An 18,436-nucleotide genomic window follows, 5' to 3' on the forward strand; every position below is an offset into this window, starting at 1 on the left:
ACCACATTGGTTATAGGTTAATTTTCTATAATCCTCTTGCCTTTTGCCAACTTAGACAAGTAAATTCAGTAATCAAGTCATAATTCCTATATATTTTTAACAAGGGTGTTTTTGCCGGATAAAATAAATCAGAGTGTAATTTTTAGATCATTGGCTACATTGCTCAACTAAGTTTTATCAGATCACGGCTTTCTACTAACTAAATACTATGGCTCAAACTGCAATGCAGAATCAGAGGAGTATACCTAATTTTCAGCCACTTGATGTTGAACTGCGGAACGTGTTCAAGTTTTTCAACCAAGAACCAGCCGTACACGGTGTGGACTTAGATGTAAAACAAGGAGAGTTCTTTAGTATTTTAGGTCCTTCTGGTTGTGGGAAGACAACTATACTCCGCTTAATTGCTGGTTTTGAAAGACTTGATGCTGGTAAGTTGCTGATTCAAGGCCAATCTATGACCGATGTCCCTGCTTACAAAAGGCCTATCAATACCGTCTTTCAAAGCTATGCTCTTTTTAATCATTTGAATGTGTGGGACAATATCGCCTTTGGATTACGGTTACAAAAACTATCTAAATTGGAGGTTGATGGACGAGTAGGGGATGCGTTGAAACTCGTGAAAATGGATAGTTTGCGATCGCGTTTTCCTTCTCATTTATCTGGTGGTCAACAACAACGGGTAGCTTTAGCTAGGGCTTTAGTGAATCGTCCCGCTGTTTTGCTATTGGATGAACCATTGGGAGCTTTAGATTTAAAACTGCGGAAGGAAATGCAGTGTGAATTATCCAATATCCAAAAAAATCTAGGGGTAACGTTTATCATGGTTACACATGATCAGCAGGAAGCACTATCCTTATCTGATCGGATAGCAGTGATGAATCAAGGCAAAATAGAACAGGTTGGTACTCCTAGCGAAATTTACGAACGTCCACAAACTTCTTTTGTTGCTGACTTTATTGGTGATACCAACCTCTTCAGTGGTGAATTAACTACCATTGACATAGGATATGTAAAAGTTTTGACTAAAAGCGGATTATCAATTATTGCTGTTCGTCCAGAAGACACTCCACTGGAACTATTACAAGTAGTCAATTTGAGTGTACGTCCTGAAAAAATTCAGATTTCTTTGTATCAGCCTAATCTACCGCATAACTGCTTTGAAGGTAGATTAATTAATGTCATGTATTTGGGTACTCATGTTAATTATTTAGTGGAATTAACCAATGGCATAAGTGTTAATATTTTACAACCTAATACTTTTGGTAGTTTACCAGACCGTAATACTCCCATATATGTTTGGTGGTCAGAAAATGACTGTTTAGCTATTAGTCAAACATCAAGGGTAAATCAATAGTAAACCATGATGAAAAACATGACTAGGAGAAGAAAATTTCTCAAACAAATAGCTCTACTCTCCAGCTTATCTTTAAGTAGTTGTGGTTGGAGATTAGCTAATGTCAATGCCAATTACTCTGGTTCTGGTAAAAGTGATGAATTGTATTTATATACATGGAGTCAATATACAGACCAAGAACTATTATCTACTTTTACTTCTCAAACAGGAATCAAAGTTATGGTAGATACTTTCGATTCTAATGATGTGATGCTGGCTAAACTACAAGCTGGAGGTGGTAGTTCTTATAGCGTGATTTATCCATCTGATTATATGGTTCAGAAGATGGTAGAAAAAAATTTGTTAATAGAACTCGATCATGAAAAGCTAATTGGGTTAGAAAATCTATTTACCCAATTTCAAAATCCTATTTATGACCCTAATAACCGCTATAGTTTACCCTTTAGTTGGGGAACAACAGGGTTTATTTATAACTCGGAAAAACTGGAAACAGAACCAACAGACTGGGAGTATCTTTGGCAAAATAAAGACAAGTTAAATAAACGCATGACATTGTTAAATGATGTCAGGGAAGTGATGGGAGCAACTTTAAAGATGTTGGGTTATTCCTACAATTCTCAAAACGAAGCAGAAATTAAAGCAGCTTATGAAAAACTGAGAACATTAAAACCTGCGATCGCTGCTTTTGATACAGATGCTTGGCGAAATCAAATCCTAGCAGGAGATTTGTGGTTAGCAATGTGTTATTCTAGCGATGCTGTGAAAATCACTGAAGAAAACCCAAAACTAAAATATGTAGTTCCCAGTAGTGGTTCTTCTTTATGGAGTGATACGGTGGTAATTCCTAAAACAGCACCCAATCAGCAAGGTGCTTATAGCTGGATTAACTTACTTCTGCAAGCAGATGTAGCGGCAGAAATTACTAAAAGATTAGCTGTTGCTATTCCTAACCGCGCTGGTTTTGAACAACTATCGCAAAAACTACAAAATAACACTAATTTATTTCCGCCAGAATCTGTTTTAGACAAGTGTGAACGTCTGACACCCATAGGTGATTTTGAAGCAGTTTATGAACGATATTGGACTCAATTATTAGCATGAAATTTAGCATAAAATATCTATAATTCTCCTGGCTGTTAATTGATTTTTACCAATTATCAGTCCCAGATCAGTCCCAAAAGATAAGATATTAAATCTCAAAGTAAAATCTCAAAATTGGTATCAGGCAGTGTCTATTAATATTCATAAATCATCAGCAGTATCTTCTCATAATATTCCCAAAAAATCTTTGTATCGCCAATCTTTACAATTATTCCCACCTTTGGCTTTATTAGCACCATCTGGGATTTGGTTATTACTGTTATTGTTACTACCGACATTGATAATTTTTGAATTGAGTTTAGTAACAAATATTAGACCAGGAGAAATTGTCAATCCTGATGGTTTAAATAACTATCTTCGCATTTTAGAACCACTATATTTAAAAGTCATATTTCATTCCCTGTTTTTAGCAATTAATACGACAATTATTTGTTTATTTTTGGGTTTTCCTGTGGCATATTGGATTGCTCAAATCGCACCAAAACCTTGGCGGAATTTGCTGTTATTAGGTTTTGTTTTACCTCTGTGGACTTCTTCCCTATTACGTTCCTATGCTTGGATTACTATCCTCCGTCCGACAGGATTGTTTAATAGCATACTTGCCAGTTTAGGTTTACCAGCTTTGGAATTATTGAATCGTACTCCTGCTGTTTTAATTGGCATGAGTTACAGTTTATTACCCTATATGGTTTTAGTTTTGTATGCTTCTTTAGAAAAGTTGGATCAGCGTTTATTAGAAGCAGCCGCAGATTTAGGAGCAAACCCTGTAGAAGCGTTTTGGAAAGTGACTGTACCGCAGGTTTTTCCTGGTATTGCAGCTGGTTCTTTGTTGGTCTTTATTACTGCTTTGGGAGATTTTATTAACCCGGAATTACTAGGTGGTGCTTCCAGTATGACTGCTGCGAGGTTAGTTTATAACCAGTTTCTTGGTGCTACCCAAAATTGGGGTTTTGGTTCAGCATTGAGTATGACTTTAATTTTGGTTGTGAGTATAGCGATCGCCCTGATAATTAAATTTGGGGAAGCCACACCTAAGCAGTAGTGTCGGGTGCAAAGTATGTTGTTATTTCATCTACTTAAAAGAATTACTGTCATCCTTTGTAGCTTGCTTCCCGTTGGCATAGGATACGCAAATAAACGCAGAGTGTTTTTAAAAACATCCTGTAAATCCTGATTCAGACAAAATCACAATATTTAAACAGCACTAATAGCACAAACTTGTAAACCTACAGGAGTTTGAATAATCAAAGATTCCACCCCAAAAACCTCAGCAATATTATCTGGTGTTAACACAGTTTCCGGTTTACCAACTTCCCAAAGTTGACCTTGTTTTAATAAAGCAATTCTGGAACTATAACGAGCAGCTAAATTTAACTCATGTAACACTGTAACAATAGTTAAATGCTGTTGTAAATTAAGATTTCGTAGTAATTCCAATAACTGTAATTGATAATTAATATCTAAATAAGTAGTTGGTTCATCTAATAATAAAACTTTGGGTTCTTGTGCTAAAGCTAAAGCTAAAAAAGCCCGTTGTCTTTCCCCACCAGAAAGATTTTCAACTAGGCGATCGCTAAACTTTTCTAATTGAGTTTTGGCAATTGCTGAAGCCACAATTTGTTGATCATTTCCTGTTAATTCCCATTCCCACCATTTTTGATGAGGAGTTCTTCCTAAACTTACTAATTGACGCACAGTTAAACCAACAGGAACAGGTTGTTGTTGTGGTAAAAGTGCCAATTTTTGGGCAACTAAATTAGGTGGTTGAGAATGAATAGCTTTACCATCCAGTAAAACTACTCCACCTTGAGGTGAAAGAATCCGACTAACTAACTTTAATAAAGTAGACTTACCAGAACCATTAGCACCAACTAAACTTAACCATTCCCCATTTTCTAAAGATAAATTAACATCTTTAACAATAGGTATAGTAGTGTAACCACCAGTGAGATTTTCTAATTCTAAAGGCATAATTAACAAGTCAAAAGTCAAAAGTCAAAAATCAAAAGTCAAAATTAAAGAAATTATCAACCCTGTCACCTGTCACCTTCTATAGTTTACCTAAACCACCTGCACGACGATAAAGTAACCAAATAAACAGAGGAGAACCCAACAAAGCAGTCACCGAACCAACAGGAAGTTCCACCGCACCCAATCGTGCTAATAAATCTGCAAACATCAATAACCAAGCACCAGCGACAGCAGAAAAAGGTAAAACAAAACGGTTATCAGTGCCGACAATTAACCTGACCGCATGGGGAACAAGTAAACCCACAAAACCAATTAAACCAGCAATACTCACAGCACCAGCAGCTAATAAAGTGGCCACACCACCAATTAATAAACGGGAACGTAATAAAGAAACACCTAAACCCACAGTTAACTCATCACCTAAAGCTAAAACATTAAGCGATCGCGCTAACAAACAACCAGCAAATAAAGCTACAATAATATAAGGACTAGCAGTAGAAATTTCCGACCAACCGCGACCATTTAAACTACCAACCAACCAACTCAAGGCAATTTGTACCTGTCCATCTTCCGACATTAATAATAACGTACTTTGTACAGAACCGAACAAAGAACTAACAGCAACCCCTCCCAAAATTAACTTTTCTACCGAAATTCCTCCCCCAGAACGCCCCAGAAAAAGCACAATAGCAGCGGTAGAAATTGCCCCTAACCAAGCAGCTAAAGGAATCGCAATGGGGAACACCTGAAAAACAATCATCACAATTACAACCAACCCAGCACCGGCAGAAATTCCCAAGATAAAAGGGTCAGCCAAACTATTACGTAACATCCCCTGTAAAAGTGCGCCAGACATACCCAAAGCTGCCCCTACAACCATTGCTGCTATAATTCTCGGTAGTCGTAAATCCCAAAGAATTGTTTGTTTTATCGGGTCGCCTTCCCGCATCAATGCTTGGTAAAATTCAGCAACATTAAAATTAACAGCACCTTGAGAAAGGGAAACAAAAAAAGTAATTCCCAAAGCAGTAATTAAACATAAGATAGCCAAGAAGAGACGATGTTTTATCAATAATTTTTCCATTGTTAGTAATTGAGATTTAGCTTTACCTTGAGTGTTAAGTATTAACCAGATAGAATGACATTTTGCTTAGACTTAGTTAAATATCCTCAGTAAATTGGCGTTGAAAGTTGCGATTATGACAACGCGGGATAGAAGATGTTTTGAGGCAACTTTACTTTTATTTGCATACTTGGATTCATTTGCGCTTTTCTATTTAACTTTTCTCTTTAACTTTAACCAAATATTCAATTTCCAGTCAGAATTCTTAATCTTGATCAAGATGGTTATATTTAGCCAGACTTGTATAATTTCGATCTTTATGTTATAAAATATGTCATTTATGCAACAGTGTTAACATATACCAATTTATCCTCCAGTGATAGAGGTTAACTGGTAGATTTATGTCTTCATTACTATAGGAGTCAGTTCCGAATCTATGACCAAAGCATCCTCACGGTTTAAATTCCTTCGTTATTTGGTTTTGTGTGTTGGGTTTGTAGCTAGTCCTACTAGCGTTATAGCTCAAGTAGCTATGCTACAACCCAATGAGTTAAATGATTTACCCGATTCTGGTTTAGAACCAGTAGAAATTCAGAAACTTGACAACAGCGATCGCACACATCCTCAATCCAGAGAACTTACCTTTCAATTTCTTGTCCCCGACAACACTGAATCAACCGATATAGGTACAGCCATAGCTACTAAAACTGACAGCGAAGATGACTCCTTTACTGTTCAGAGCAACACTGATCGGCAGATAATCAGTAAAAATAAAAAGAGTAAGAAATCTAATAAAAAGAGTAAGAAGTCTAATAAAAAAAGTGGGCAATTTAATCAAAAGACTAAGAAATTTAAAAAGGGTAAGAAATTTAAGAAATACTGTGGTCAATTCTTTGAAGGCAAAGTTATCAAAGGTTCAGAGTTTACCGCCACAGGTAATTTCAGTTCTGCGACATTAATTCAAGTTTTTGATAACGAAGCAGCTTATCTATCCGGGTCTTCAGCAGTACAAACCATCGAGTATTCAACTACCTCTAATCAAGTCATTTCCTCTGGCGATCAAATTGGTAGTTTGACCGTCAAGACAACCCAGACAAATAAGCTAACCTTCCAATATCTTTCTACAACCGATACTAACTATACCGATATAGTCTTGTCCAATAAACAAGGCTATGGGGCTGTGACCGGCATTGTAGATGCAGATGGCGAATCTTACATTGTTGTATCCGATGGTAGACGAGGTAAAAAGTGCAAGAAGTTCAAACGTGTTAAACAATGTAAAAAAGGATCTAACGTCTTCACTCAGGGAAATATCACTGGTGGGGGCAAATTTATCGAAACCGTTGATTGCAGTTCTGACAAACTTGTTCAAATTTTCAATGACGCGCCAGATTACATTTTTACAGATGTGAGAAAGAGCTACTGGGCCAGTCGTTTTATTTATCGTCTATCTTCCCTACAAATTATTCAAGGCTTTCCAGATGGAGATTTCCAACCGGAAACAGGCATCACCCACGCACAGTTTGCCACAATTATCAGTAAGGCATTCAACGTCCGTAGAATCAGACAAGCCACCGTTATTGAAAACATTTCCAGGGACTACTGGGCTTATGGTAACTTGCAGACAGCTTATTCAATGGGCTTTATTGATGTCAGCAGTACAACTTTTAATGTAGAACAACAACTTACAAAACTAAATGTGTTAACTTCAATTGCCAGAGGACTGGGATATACTCAAGTCACATCTGCCAAGAGTATTGACGAGATACTAAGTGTCTTTAGCGATGCAGATAGCATTCCTGCTGACGATCGCGTTTACATTGCAGCCTTAGTGGAAAAGGGCATCCTGGTAAACTACCCGAACGTCAACACCCTAAATCTTAACCAAATCATTTCCCGTGCCGAAACCTGCGCCTTGGTGCATCAAGCCCTAGTAGGTCTTGAAAAGTTAGAGAGCATTAGTTCCAACTACATCGCTCAGTAAACTAGAAATTCAGGACTAACCAAGCTTTTGATAATCAGGACGATCAGGGAAACTTAATACGTCCTGTTTTTTTCTATTTAAATAAAATCATCATCTATGTCTAATTTCTCAATTCAGGTTTATAAAAATCTCAATTCAAATAAACCACCAGAAATTAGTTTACCCCCTCATTTACCCCAGTCCGATTTAACTAATCCGACACTAATTAATATTGCCAAAGATTTGTTTACAGAAAATGGTGTACTTCTGATTCAAAATCTTTTTTCCCAAGACTTGATTACTCAACTAAATCAATCATTTTTTGAACAGTATAACAGCTACTTTGAAGATCAAGATCACACCGATGCCTTAGAAGTCGGTGTCAAACGAAAAATGGTGACAGTGAAGTTCCAAACTCCCTTTAATCATCCAGACCTTTATGGCAATCCTTTGTTGATCCACTTAATTGAGGGTTTACTAGGAAAAGATTTTGTTTTAGGGAGTTTTGGCGCAGTTATCGCCCTTCCCGGTGCGGAGGAACAACATATTCACCAAGATCATCCAGCACTATTTGAAGATGAGGCTTTAAATATTCAACTGCCTAGTTTTGCTATCACAGTTGTTGTCCCTCTGATTGATTTAACACCAGCTACAGGATCTACCCAAGTTTGGAAAGGTAGCCATCGTCTGTCTTCAACAGCAGAATTAGAAAATAAAAATTTATCCGTTCCGTTTGTGTCAACTGGATCTTGTTACTTGATGGACTATCAATTGTGGCATGGGGGAACGCCGAATATTTCCCATCAAGTACGACCGATTTTATACATTGTTTATTATCGTTCCTGGTTTCAAGAGACGGTTAATTATGAACAACAACTCCGGGTTTCCATCACCCAAAATGAATATCAAAAAATACCAGAAAACTATCAGTTTCTCTTTGCCAGAACCCAGGATTTGTTAAAATTTAGTCACTTCCTTAGTCTTCAGGAAAATTCCCAGCTGCCAGCCAATACCAGTGATGATCAATTAACGGCATCGGCACAAGTTGACAAACTGAGCAAACTGGCCAAACTGGCTTTAAGTGAATATGGGATGGAACACGCTGGACTAGAATTGATTTCCCACGGAGAAAACACGGTTTTTGCCGTTGATGTTGCCAAGGGATTAATTGAGCAGGAAAACAGCCGCTATTCATCTTCTCGCTTTATTTTCAGAATTCACCGCCCTAACTACCTGCCCATTTCTGCCATTACCTCAGAATTGTCCTGGTTAAAATACTTGAGTCAAGAAGCAAACCTACCTGTTCCTGAACCAATACCCACATTAGAAGGAAGACTTTGTACCTGGGGGAAATTTCAAGGATTACCCGAACCCCGCGTCTGCTCCCTAACTCGCTGGCTGAATGGCGATTCAATTTTGTCCGAGGAGACGACACAAGAATCACAACTTCTACAAATTCAGTCCGTCGGTCGTCTATTAGGGCAATTACATGATCATGCCGAGCATTGGCCTATACCAGAAAAATTTACTAGACCGCGCTGGGACTGGAATGGTTTATTCGGAGACATGGCTGGCTACAGTAACGATGGCTTACGTGTTTGGGAATTGACCCCCCAACCCTATAGAAACCTCTTTGCCAGAGTTAGCCGACAGTTTCAAGAAATGGTTGTTTTACTCAAAGAAGATTCCAGTCAATTTGGTGTAATTCATGGTGATTTTTGGGCGGGAAATATTCTGATTAATCAGGATCAAATAGGTATTATTGACTTCGCTGATTGTGGTTTTGGGTATTGGGTTTATGATCTAGCTCGATTCTTAAATGATTACATATCAGAGCCAGACTTCCTACTCTATTTAGATCAGCTATTAAATGGATATAGTCAGATTAGACCTTTACCAGAGGCGAGTTTAGCCCAGATCATCGGTTTTATTACGGCTCAATATGCAGCCTATGGACTTTGGCAAGTGAACCGAGCGCAAGATCATCCTTCTTTCCGTGCCACTTTAGAGGTAGAACTGGAAGAAACGGCTGCGGGAATTGAGCAGTTGATGTCATTTATCTAATCATGAACATCATGAACATGGATGTGTTCAAATCAATCCTAAGTGTTTGAGCAAGGGTAAACGCAACTCTTGAAATTGTTGAATCTGCTCTCTTAGTTCCGCCTGATTTGCCTCTGGAGACTCCAGCGGTTTACCATCTTTAATCAACCTTTCTCCTTGAACTTGCAGAAGATTCCAGATAAATTGCACCGGATCTCCTGGACGCAAATGAGCCAACAACATCAGTTGTTCCGAGCGATTCATATCAATTCCACTTCCTGTCATCGGTGAGGCCAGAATTTGAGTATCAGCCCCAAATCTAGCTCGTTTGAGAACAGCGGTATTAAACTGAGCAACAGATTCTTTTCGTTCTGCTTCACCCTCTTGAGACAACGCAGGAACGGCACTATAATTAGTGATCAATATTTTCAGTGCTTGCAAAATAGAGGCAAAATCCAGTTTGGTTAAAGCAGGTTGTTTCATCAGTTCCCTGAGAGTCTGGGGACGTTCTGCCAGAGATGCAATCAGAGGCTGATAAATTTTTTCATCTAGTCTAATCATCCGACCAACTAGGTCAATTTCATATTCAATATCTTCTGGATCAACAACTAGAGCAAAACGAAAATTACTCAGTAACTCAACTTGTTCCAAAGCTGATAATTTAATTGGCCCTTTGATATAAATATCCCTACGAAATCGAGTATTAAATAAAAAGTCTCGCATCGTTTGCCGCAAGGTTATATCTGTCGTTTCTGCTAATAAATTTAATTGATCTTGATCTAATTTTAAATCATGGAATTGATCATCAATATCTGCTGAGGTGGCAAAGGTGAGTTTAGCCTCAGCTAGTTGTTTCGCTACTTCAAAATGGTATAGAGGTCGCCAATTATCATTAAAATATTCATGGGCAAGGTAATTTCGGGAATCTTCTTGCATCTCTGCTAAATCTTGTTTAACCAGAGGATTTTCTAGGAAATATCTAGCTTTAAGTTTTTGGAGATGGTTGGCAAACTCCAGCCCTTTTTCTACCTTCTGAATACTGGAATCATGAGAACCACCTGCATACTGAACCATTAGTTCCCTCAGTGGCATGATTGCTGACCAACCTGGTAATGTATTATGGCTCAGATAAACAGCACCTCCAAACTTTAGTTTTTGTCGGAGTAAATCAACAACAGTGCGTTGGTTATCATCATTAATCCAGGAATACACCCCATGTAACGTAATGAAATCAAATTGAGGTGTATCTGCTGCCAGAAATTCTGCAAAATTCTGATCAGAAAAATGGACATTCTGGAGGTTTGCTGCATCAGCAAGACGCTGTGCTTCTGCGGCATGGGTTGGGTTAAAATCAACACCCCAGAATTGACTCTGGGGGTTGGCCGCTGCCAGCACATTTGTGGTGAAACCCTGACCACACCCTAATTCACAGTAAGTAATTTTATCTAGGGATGGAGGTAAAAACCTTGCATCTAGAAGGTTGAAAGCAAGGCTAATGGGTGATAGTTCTGGAAAGAAACTGTAATCATAGCTGACATCTGAAACGTAACCCTGAGTCCAATTTTCCATGTCTTGTATTAATCCTGATCAGTATATTGTCGGTAAAACGGTTTGAATATCGTATTCTTGCTAATTTAAACCCAAATTTCCCATCATCATAATCCAAGGCGAGTACGAACATTTAAGCTAGTAAAAGCCCCTCTTTGGGTAGAACCAATATTGAGTAGTATGGCTTTAACCCACGCAGTTATAATCAGTGCAGATGTGACTCTGTGGTTTATCAAAAAGCATAAAGTCAAACTACAAAACCGCCAAAACCTGCCCTACATCAACCAAAGTATTCGCACACAAAATACCCGAAGCAGCAACCGCAGGAACACCTATACCCGGTAAAGTGCTATCTCCCACCCGATACAAACCCTTAATTGGTGTATACATACTTGGGAACATACCCTTGCCCGCAGCAATAGCAGGGCCATAGGTACCCCGATAACGTCGTAAGTAACTAGCATGGGTTAAAGGAGTACCAATTAACTCCAACACCACCCGCTCCCGCACATCAGGGATAACACGTTCTAATCCTCGGTATAAATTTTGTGCTTTTTCCCGCTTCCGATTTTCATAACTATCATTGCGTTCCCATCCCGTAAAAGTTTCTAAAGTGTAAGCATGAACTACATGATGTCCTGGTGGTGCTAAAGACTTATCCCACACGGTAGGAATGGAAATCATGCAAGTATTTCCAGGAATAGTAATATCTTTATTTCCATCATGAACTACCACGTGATGACCTGTTAAATTCTGCAAACCATCAGCTTTAATCCCTAAGTGTAAGTGCGTAAAACTTTCTACTGCTGGAGTATCTAAAGCTGCTTGGCAATAACCAGCGGGTAAATCTTCAGGATGTAGTAAATCATGATAAGTATTCCAAAGGGTAGCATTAGAAATGACTATAGGTGCTTTTAAATTATCACCATTCCGTAATTTCACACCTACGGCTTTACCAGCTTCTACTAAAATTTGCTTAACATGAACACCTAAACGCAACTCACCACCAAAATTCTGCAAACCTCGTATCAAAGCATCAACAATCGTCTTACTACCACCTACGGGATATTCCACCCCAGCGCGGGAGCGTTCACCAAGCATAAAAGCTACTTCAGGAGCAATAGTACCTTCTGCCTTTAAACCAGATAATAAAAAGCATTCTAGGTCAATTAGTCGCCTTATCCAAGCATCTTTGATAGTAGCATCCATGACACTACCCACAGAACTTTGCACAAGAGGTAAATTGAACAGCATTTTTCCCAGAGATAGTAAATAACGCTGTAATAACAGGGGGATAACTTGCCAGTCTGACCGCAGTGCTAAAGTAGGAATACCTTTCATTGCGTCGTAAAGTCCCAACAAACGCTGTTCAAATCGTTGAAATTCCTTAGCACCTTCGGGTGTAAATTTATTTAATTCCTGACGGTAACGTTCTGCATTGCTATAAACTGCAAAAGTACCTTCAGGAAAGTGATAATGTCCTAAAGGATCGTAAGGTATAACTGGGAGAGTTTCACCAAGAACATCAAGAATTTGTTTGAGGGGGTTTAAACTTTGAGAACCAGTTAAACCACAATAAAAGGAGGGTCCAGAATCAAATTCAAAACCGCGTCTTTTAAAACTGTGTGCTGCACCACCAGGAATAGTATGACTTTCACAAACTAAAACCCGTTTTCCATAACGTGCGAGTAAAGCAGCAGCAGATAAACCACCAATACCACTACCAATTACAATAACATCAGGATTTTGCATATTAGTCATTAGTTATTAGTCTTTAGTTAATTAATCAATATACACCAATGACCAATCACAAATCACAAATCACCAATTACCAATCACCTAAAGAAGAACCATTAATTAAACTCAGAGGTATTTCTAAAACTTTTGGTAAAAACAAGGTTTTAGATAATATTGACTTGGACATTTATAAGGGAGAAGCAGTAGGAATTATTGGCCCGTCGGGAACTGGTAAATCAACGATTTTAAGAATTATAGCTGGTTTATTAGAACCAGATGAAGGAGAAATTTATATCCAGGAAGAAAAACGAGATGGTTTAATAGAAGATGCTAATGATCCTGTAGGAATTGGTATGGTATTTCAACAAGCGGCCCTATTTGATTCTTTGAATGTAGATGAAAATGTTGGTTTTTCATTATACCAGAATACGAAATTAGGGCGATCGCGTATTCAAGAATTAGTGAGGGAAAAATTAGCAATGGTAGGGTTATCAGATATTGGTCATCTTTTACCATCAGAATTGTCAGGAGGGATGAAAAAACGGGTCAGTTTTGCTCGTGCAATTATGTCTAATCCCGAAAAACCCGAAGACAGTCCAGAGGTTTTATTATACGATGAACCTACAGCAGGACTTGATCCTATAGCTTCAACAGTAATTGAGGATTTAATCCGTAGTTTACAATGTCAACAAGGTGTATGTAGTACCTACTGCATTGTTACCCACCAAGATAGTACCATTCGTCGTACAGCAGATAGATTAGTATTTCTTTATCAAGGCAAGGTAAAATGGCAAGGTAAAATAAGTGAAGTAGACAACACGGAAAACTCTCATATCAGGCAATTTATGAGCGGAAGTGTACAAGGTCCAATTCAAGTAGCTAGTTGATTATAATATATATCAAAATCTAGAAATTTCAGATGACGAATTATTCAGGGTTATTCTTATGGAGAGAAATAAAATGCGGGATCTAATTGGTGGATTTACTTCTAAACGAACTCTCAAAGAAGGAATGGTAGGATTATTAATTCTCTTGGGTGTGGGAGCATTTGGGGGAGTTTTTATGTGGTTAAATGGAATTAGTGCTGGAGGTAAGTCTTATCGGGCTGTAGTTGAGTTTGCTAATGCTGGAGGAATGCAAAAAGGCTCTCCGGTTCGTTATCGCGGTGTAAAAGTAGGTAGTATTTCTAAAATTACCACTGGTGCCAATGCGATTGAAGTAGAATTGCAAATTAATGATCCTAATCTAAAAATACCTGCTAATTCGACAATTGAAGCTAATCAAAGTGGATTAATTAATGAAAGTATTATTGATATTGTTCCCCCAGCTAATTCAGAAATTTCTCAAGATATTCCTGGCCCATTAGATAAAGATTGTAATCCCGGTTTAATTATTTGTAATGAGTCCAGCAAATTAAAAGGTGTAATTGGAATTAGTGTTGATGAATTACTAAGAGAGTCATATAAGTTTACGGCTCAATATAATAATAAAGAATTTTATGAAAATGTTAATCGCCTATTAGTAACATCCTCTAGTGCAGCTACTAATGTCGCTAATCTCACGAAAGAATTACAAACTATCAGCAAAAGTTTTAATGATCAGATAGGAACATTTTCTAATACTGCGGTAACACTGCAAAAGTCTACTAATGAATTGACAGCAACTACTACAAAAACCGCAAGTCAACTAAGTGCAACTGCCAGTGATTTTAGTGTCACAGCACAACAAGCTGGTAAGTTACTCACTAACTTAGATGAATTATTAGTTGATAATCGTTCTGCTTTGGTTGGTGCTTTAAATAATATTACTGCAACCAGTAACCAATTAAGGCAAACAGTTAGTAGTTTATCTCCTGCGGTTGATCGTTTTACTGATGGAGAACTAATCAAAAATTTAGAACTTCTTTCGGCTAATGCAGCAGAAGCTTCTGTTAATTTAAAAGATGCTTCTCAAACTCTTAATGATCCGAAAAATATTGTACTTTTACAACAAACTCTAGATGCTGCCAGGGGAACTTTTGAAAACACCCAAAAAATTACGGCTGACTTAGATGAATTAACAGGTGATCCTAAATTTCGTCAAAACTTGCTGCAATTGGTAAATGGTTTGAGTAAGTTGGTTTCTTCTACAAAAGATGTACAGGAACAAACTAAGGTAGCGATGACTTTAGACTCTCTCAAAGCCTCTGTCAATCAGAAACAAGCAGTTATCGCACCTCCACCCACTCCCACCCTGAAAGCGAGAAATATCATCCCTGAACCAACAGACTTCACACTTAACCTAGATGTAAAAGATGTAAAAGAGGTGGAGAAGCCAAAAAAAGTAGTAATTTCCACCCCACCAGCAACATCTGAGTCATTAACACCCAGAGAAATTCCTACACCATCTTCCCAAGAGCAGTTATTACAGAAATTAAGGGAGTATAAGGAATTAGGTGACAGGTGACAGGTGACAGGTGACAGGTGACAGGTGACAGGTGACAGGTGACAGGGGAAGATGGCCAATTGGCAATGCCCAATGACCAAATTAATTCCAATCTTCCTCTTCTTTTTTGCCGCGACTTTTGTAAATACCGCCGACTTGGTGTATGGCGCGGGTTTTGGTAAAAAGTTCTTCTTCCGTTAAACCCCAGCGTTGCAAAACTTGATCAAGGTTGCTTTGAATGTCCCGCGCACCTGGAAAACCTTGATATCTAATTTTTAGCCTAGCTAATTCAGCTAAATTGTAATCTGTTGGCTCTTGAGAGAGTAAAATATCAATAAGGGGGCGATCGCGGTTGTAAAGAGGATGCTGTTGATCCTTACTTGCAGAAGATTCTGTCATAATTATTACCAATGAGAGGATTTGCAATGCAGCCAAAAAAAGCTAAACAGTATCTAAAAACAGCCGTAATTGGCTGATGACGGCAACTACACCTGAGCCAATACGGCTCTCACTACTGTCATTTCATTTTAAATAAAGATACATTGTCTTTAAGAAAATACAAGAAACTTTAGATGAGGGTGAAATTTAATATCACCCAAAGTCCAAGCAGCAAGGGAGCAAGAACCCGCTATGTTTGAACACTTCACGTCCGAAGCCATTAGGGTAATCATGTTAGCTCAGGAGGAAGCACGCCGACTGGGACACAACTTTGTAGGAACGGAGCAAATTCTCCTGGGTTTGATGGGAGAAGGAACTGGGGTTGCTGCCAAGGTGCTGGCTGAGTTGGGTGTTACTCTCAAAGATGCGCGTCGGGAAGTAGAAAAAATTATTGGTCGGGGTTCTGGTTTTGTGCCACCGGAAATTCCTTTTACACCAAAAGTAAAAAGTCTATTTGAGCAGTCCTTTAGAGAAGCTCATAGTCTTGGACACAACTACATAAACACTGAACATTTATTGTTAGGTTTAACTGAGGCTGGGGAAGGAGTCGCCGCCAAAGTATTGCAAAATCTGGGAGTTGACTTACAGACTATCCGCGCTGCGGTGATGAGTTTGTTAGGTGAAGACACTACGGTTTTTGCGGGGGGTGGAAGTACCAGACGTAACCAGAACCCCAGTATAGAAGAATTTGGTAGAAATCTGACTAAACTGGCGCAAGAAGGAAAACTAGACCCTGTAGTTGGTCGTCAGAAAGAAATTGAGCGCACAGTGCAAATTCTTGGTCGCCGGACAAAGAATAACCCTGTTTTAATTGGAGAACCGGGAGTTGGGAAAACTGCAATTGCCGAAGGTTTAGCCCAACGCATCGTTAATCAAGATGTACCAGAAGTTCTCCTGAAAAAACAAGTCATCAGCCTAGACATGGGTTCAGTCGTGTCCGGTACACGCTTCCGGGGCGACTTTGAGGAACGCCTGAAAAAAATCATGGATGAGGTGCGTACTGATGGCAATATCATCCTGGTAATTGATGAAATTCATACCCTTGTCGGTGCGGGTGGCACAGAAGGCGGCTTAGATGCCGCAAATATCCTCAAACCGGCTTTAGCTAGGGGTGAACTGCAATGTATTGGTGCAACCACCTTAGATGAGTACCGCCAATATATTGAACGGGATGCAGCTTTGGAACGGCGTTTTCAACCTATTTTGGTAGGAGAACCATCGGTAGCAGAAACTATTGATATTCTCTATGGTTTACGGGGTGCTTATGAACAACATCATAAAGTTACCATTACCGATGAAGCAGTGATGGCCGCCGCAGAGTTATCAGATAGATATATTAGCGATCGCTTCCTACCCGATAAGGCCATAGACTTAATTGATGAAGCTGGTTCTCGTGTGCGTTTACGTCACTCCCGCATCATCAACAACAAAGAACTAAAACTGCAACTGAAAAACGTCAGCAAAGACAAAGGCGACGCTATCAGACTGCAAGACTTTGGTAAAGCCAGTAAACTCCGTCAAGAAGAAATAGAACTGCAAACCAAACTTGACGCAGAAGAAAACCTGCAAACTCTGAATATTCCTAACGTTGACGAAGAGGACATTGCCGAAATCGTCGCTTCCTGGACAGGAGTACCAGTTAATAAACTAACTGAATCAGAATCTGAACTACTTCTGCATTTGGAAGATACCCTACACAAACGCTTAATTGGTCAGGAACAAGCAGTTGTAGCAGTTTCTCGCGCTATTCGTCGCGCCCGTGTAGGCTTAAAAGACCCCGACCGTCCCATTGCCAGTTTTGTCTTCTCTGGGCCAACTGGGGTAGGGAAAACCGAATTAGCTAAATCATTAGCGGCTTACTTTTTCGGATCTGAAGAGTCCATGATTCGTTTAGATATGTCCGAATACATGGAAAGCCATAATGTTTCCAAACTTATCGGTTCACCGCCAGGTTTTGTCGGCTACGAAGAAGGTGGACAACTTACCGAAGCAGTACGGCGCAAACCCTACACAGTGTTACTTTTCGACGAAATCGAAAAAGCGCACCCCGATGTATTCAATATGATGCTACAAATCCTAGATGATGGGCATCTTACTGACTCAAAAGGTCGGAAAGTAGACTTCAGAAACACCTTAATTATCTTGACATCTAATATTGGTTCTAAGGTAATTGAAAAAGGTGGTATGAGTTTAGGTTTTGAATTTGATAATCAAGCAGATGCGAGTTATCACCGTATTCGTAACTTGGTAAATGAAGAACTGAAAAATTACTTCCGTCCAGAATTCCTCAACCGTCTTGATGATATTATCGTCTTCACTCAGTTGAATAAGGAAGAAGTCAAGCAAATTTCTGAGATTATGCTCAAAGAAGTTGCTAAACGCTTGACTGAAAAAGGAATTAAACTGCAAGTCACAGAAGCCTTTAAGGAACTGGTAGTCAGAGAAGGATATGACCCCAGTTACGGTGCTAGACCTTTACGCAGAGCCATTATGCGCCTGTTAGAGGACTCTTTAGCTGAGGCGATTTTATCTAGTCATATTCTTGATGGTGATACAGCCATTATTGATGTAGATGATGATGGCCAGGTGAAAGTGAGAACAACAGAAAACCGAGAGTTATTAACTGTTAGTTAAAGCTGGTTAATTAGAAGTTAATTTTGAATTTTGGTAAGGGTGAAAGGTGAAAAACCGGAAACCCTTATTTTTTTTATTAGGTGACAGAATTGAGAGTTTGTTTGTGTTATGGGCTTTATAATTGGCTTATTTCCTAACTATGTGCTTTTAATCTAAAATC

13 protein-coding genes are annotated in these 18,436 nt (G+C 38.9%); 8 read left to right on the forward strand and 5 right to left on the reverse strand.

What is annotated here, in order from left to right; all coding sequences use genetic code 11:
• The first annotated feature begins 208 nt into the window (after positions 1-208).
• The 3 genes from WJM97_RS02850 to WJM97_RS02860 all read left to right on the forward strand — a co-directional run bounded on the left by WJM97_RS02850 (position 209) and on the right by WJM97_RS02860 (position 3,497).
• Positions 209-1,354 (forward strand): ABC transporter ATP-binding protein, encoded by a 1,146-nt coding sequence (locus WJM97_RS02850; RefSeq protein ID WP_353931542.1) that lies wholly within the window; start codon positions 209-211, stop codon positions 1,352-1,354.
• A gap of 18 nt (positions 1,355-1,372) precedes the next feature.
• Entirely contained in the window at positions 1,373-2,455 is a 1,083-nt protein-coding gene (locus tag WJM97_RS02855; RefSeq protein WP_353931543.1) for a spermidine/putrescine ABC transporter substrate-binding protein, read from the forward strand.
• 172 nt (positions 2,456-2,627) lie between these two features.
• Positions 2,628-3,497: an ABC transporter permease gene (locus WJM97_RS02860; protein WP_353933092.1), complete on the forward strand. Its 870-nt coding sequence runs from the start codon at positions 2,628-2,630 to the stop codon at positions 3,495-3,497.
• A 152-nt stretch (positions 3,498-3,649) separates the two neighbouring features.
• Here WJM97_RS02860 and WJM97_RS02865 read toward each other — a convergent pair whose 3' ends face one another.
• The gene (locus tag WJM97_RS02865) at positions 3,650-4,426 is read right to left on the reverse strand and encodes an ABC transporter ATP-binding protein (protein WP_353931544.1); all 777 of its coding nucleotides are present in this window, start codon (positions 4,424-4,426) and stop codon (positions 3,650-3,652) included.
• Positions 4,427-4,505: 79 nt separating this feature from the next.
• Positions 4,506-5,510: an iron ABC transporter permease gene (locus tag WJM97_RS02870; protein ID WP_353931545.1), complete on the reverse strand. Its 1,005-nt coding sequence runs from the start codon at positions 5,508-5,510 to the stop codon at positions 4,506-4,508.
• 415 nt (positions 5,511-5,925) lie between these two features.
• Between WJM97_RS02870 and WJM97_RS02875 the strand changes: the two genes are divergently transcribed.
• The gene (locus WJM97_RS02875) at positions 5,926-7,473 is read left to right on the forward strand and encodes an S-layer homology domain-containing protein (protein ID WP_353931546.1); all 1,548 of its coding nucleotides are present in this window, start codon (positions 5,926-5,928) and stop codon (positions 7,471-7,473) included.
• Positions 7,474-7,569: 96 nt separating this feature from the next.
• On the forward strand, positions 7,570-9,516 hold the full coding sequence (locus WJM97_RS02880) for a phosphotransferase (protein ID WP_353931547.1): 1,947 nt from the start codon (positions 7,570-7,572) through the stop codon (positions 9,514-9,516).
• A gap of 27 nt (positions 9,517-9,543) precedes the next feature.
• Here the strand turns inward: WJM97_RS02880 and WJM97_RS02885 are convergent, their stop codons facing one another.
• Positions 9,544-11,064 carry a class I SAM-dependent methyltransferase gene (locus WJM97_RS02885; RefSeq protein WP_353931548.1) on the reverse strand — a complete coding sequence of 507 codons (1,521 nt, stop codon included), beginning with the start codon at positions 11,062-11,064 and terminating at the stop codon, positions 9,544-9,546.
• Between the two features lie 231 nt (positions 11,065-11,295).
• Positions 11,296-12,795, reverse strand: coding sequence for an NAD(P)/FAD-dependent oxidoreductase (locus tag WJM97_RS02890; protein WP_353933093.1), 1,500 nt, complete (start codon positions 12,793-12,795; stop codon positions 11,296-11,298).
• A gap of 47 nt (positions 12,796-12,842) precedes the next feature.
• On the opposite strand from WJM97_RS02890, the gene WJM97_RS02895 reads away from it, so the two are divergent.
• Positions 12,843-13,667 carry an ATP-binding cassette domain-containing protein gene (locus tag WJM97_RS02895; RefSeq protein ID WP_353931549.1) on the forward strand — a complete coding sequence of 275 codons (825 nt, stop codon included), beginning with the start codon at positions 12,843-12,845 and terminating at the stop codon, positions 13,665-13,667.
• Positions 13,668-13,740: 73 nt separating this feature from the next.
• On the forward strand, positions 13,741-15,225 hold the full coding sequence (locus WJM97_RS02900; RefSeq protein ID WP_353931550.1) for an MlaD family protein: 1,485 nt from the start codon (positions 13,741-13,743) through the stop codon (positions 15,223-15,225).
• 81 nt (positions 15,226-15,306) lie between these two features.
• Here WJM97_RS02900 and WJM97_RS02905 read toward each other — a convergent pair whose 3' ends face one another.
• A complete protein-coding gene (locus WJM97_RS02905) occupies positions 15,307-15,603 on the reverse strand; it encodes a DUF3288 family protein (protein WP_353931551.1) in 297 nt (98 codons plus the stop codon).
• 231 nt (positions 15,604-15,834) lie between these two features.
• Here WJM97_RS02905 and WJM97_RS02910 point away from each other — a divergent pair, with 231 nt between their 5' ends.
• Positions 15,835-18,276: an ATP-dependent Clp protease ATP-binding subunit gene (locus WJM97_RS02910; RefSeq protein ID WP_353931552.1), complete on the forward strand. Its 2,442-nt coding sequence runs from the start codon at positions 15,835-15,837 to the stop codon at positions 18,274-18,276.
• Positions 18,277-18,436 lie beyond the last annotated feature (160 nt).

This window comes from Okeanomitos corallinicola TIOX110, assembly GCF_038050375.1.
In the GTDB taxonomy this organism is placed as follows: domain Bacteria; phylum Cyanobacteriota; class Cyanobacteriia; order Cyanobacteriales; family Nostocaceae; genus Okeanomitos; species Okeanomitos corallinicola.

Coding starts and splice junctions, on each gene's coding strand:
- WJM97_RS02905 (WP_353931551.1), bottom strand. CDS start 15,603: ATGACAGAATCTTCTGCAAGTAAGGATCAACAGCATCCTCTTTACAAC.
- WJM97_RS02910 (WP_353931552.1), top strand. CDS start 15,835: ATGTTTGAACACTTCACGTCCGAAGCCATTAGGGTAATCATGTTAGCT.
- WJM97_RS02890 (WP_353933093.1), bottom strand. CDS start 12,795: ATGCAAAATCCTGATGTTATTGTAATTGGTAGTGGTATTGGTGGTTTA.
- WJM97_RS02875 (WP_353931546.1), top strand. CDS start 5,926: ATGACCAAAGCATCCTCACGGTTTAAATTCCTTCGTTATTTGGTTTTG.
- WJM97_RS02885 (WP_353931548.1), bottom strand. CDS start 11,064: ATGGAAAATTGGACTCAGGGTTACGTTTCAGATGTCAGCTATGATTAC.
- WJM97_RS02895 (WP_353931549.1), top strand. CDS start 12,843: ATGACCAATCACAAATCACAAATCACCAATTACCAATCACCTAAAGAA.
- WJM97_RS02900 (WP_353931550.1), top strand. CDS start 13,741: ATGCGGGATCTAATTGGTGGATTTACTTCTAAACGAACTCTCAAAGAA.
- WJM97_RS02880 (WP_353931547.1), top strand. CDS start 7,570: ATGTCTAATTTCTCAATTCAGGTTTATAAAAATCTCAATTCAAATAAA.
- WJM97_RS02855 (WP_353931543.1), top strand. CDS start 1,373: ATGACTAGGAGAAGAAAATTTCTCAAACAAATAGCTCTACTCTCCAGC.
- WJM97_RS02850 (WP_353931542.1), top strand. CDS start 209: ATGGCTCAAACTGCAATGCAGAATCAGAGGAGTATACCTAATTTTCAG.
- WJM97_RS02865 (WP_353931544.1), bottom strand. CDS start 4,426: ATGCCTTTAGAATTAGAAAATCTCACTGGTGGTTACACTACTATACCT.
- WJM97_RS02870 (WP_353931545.1), bottom strand. CDS start 5,510: ATGGAAAAATTATTGATAAAACATCGTCTCTTCTTGGCTATCTTATGT.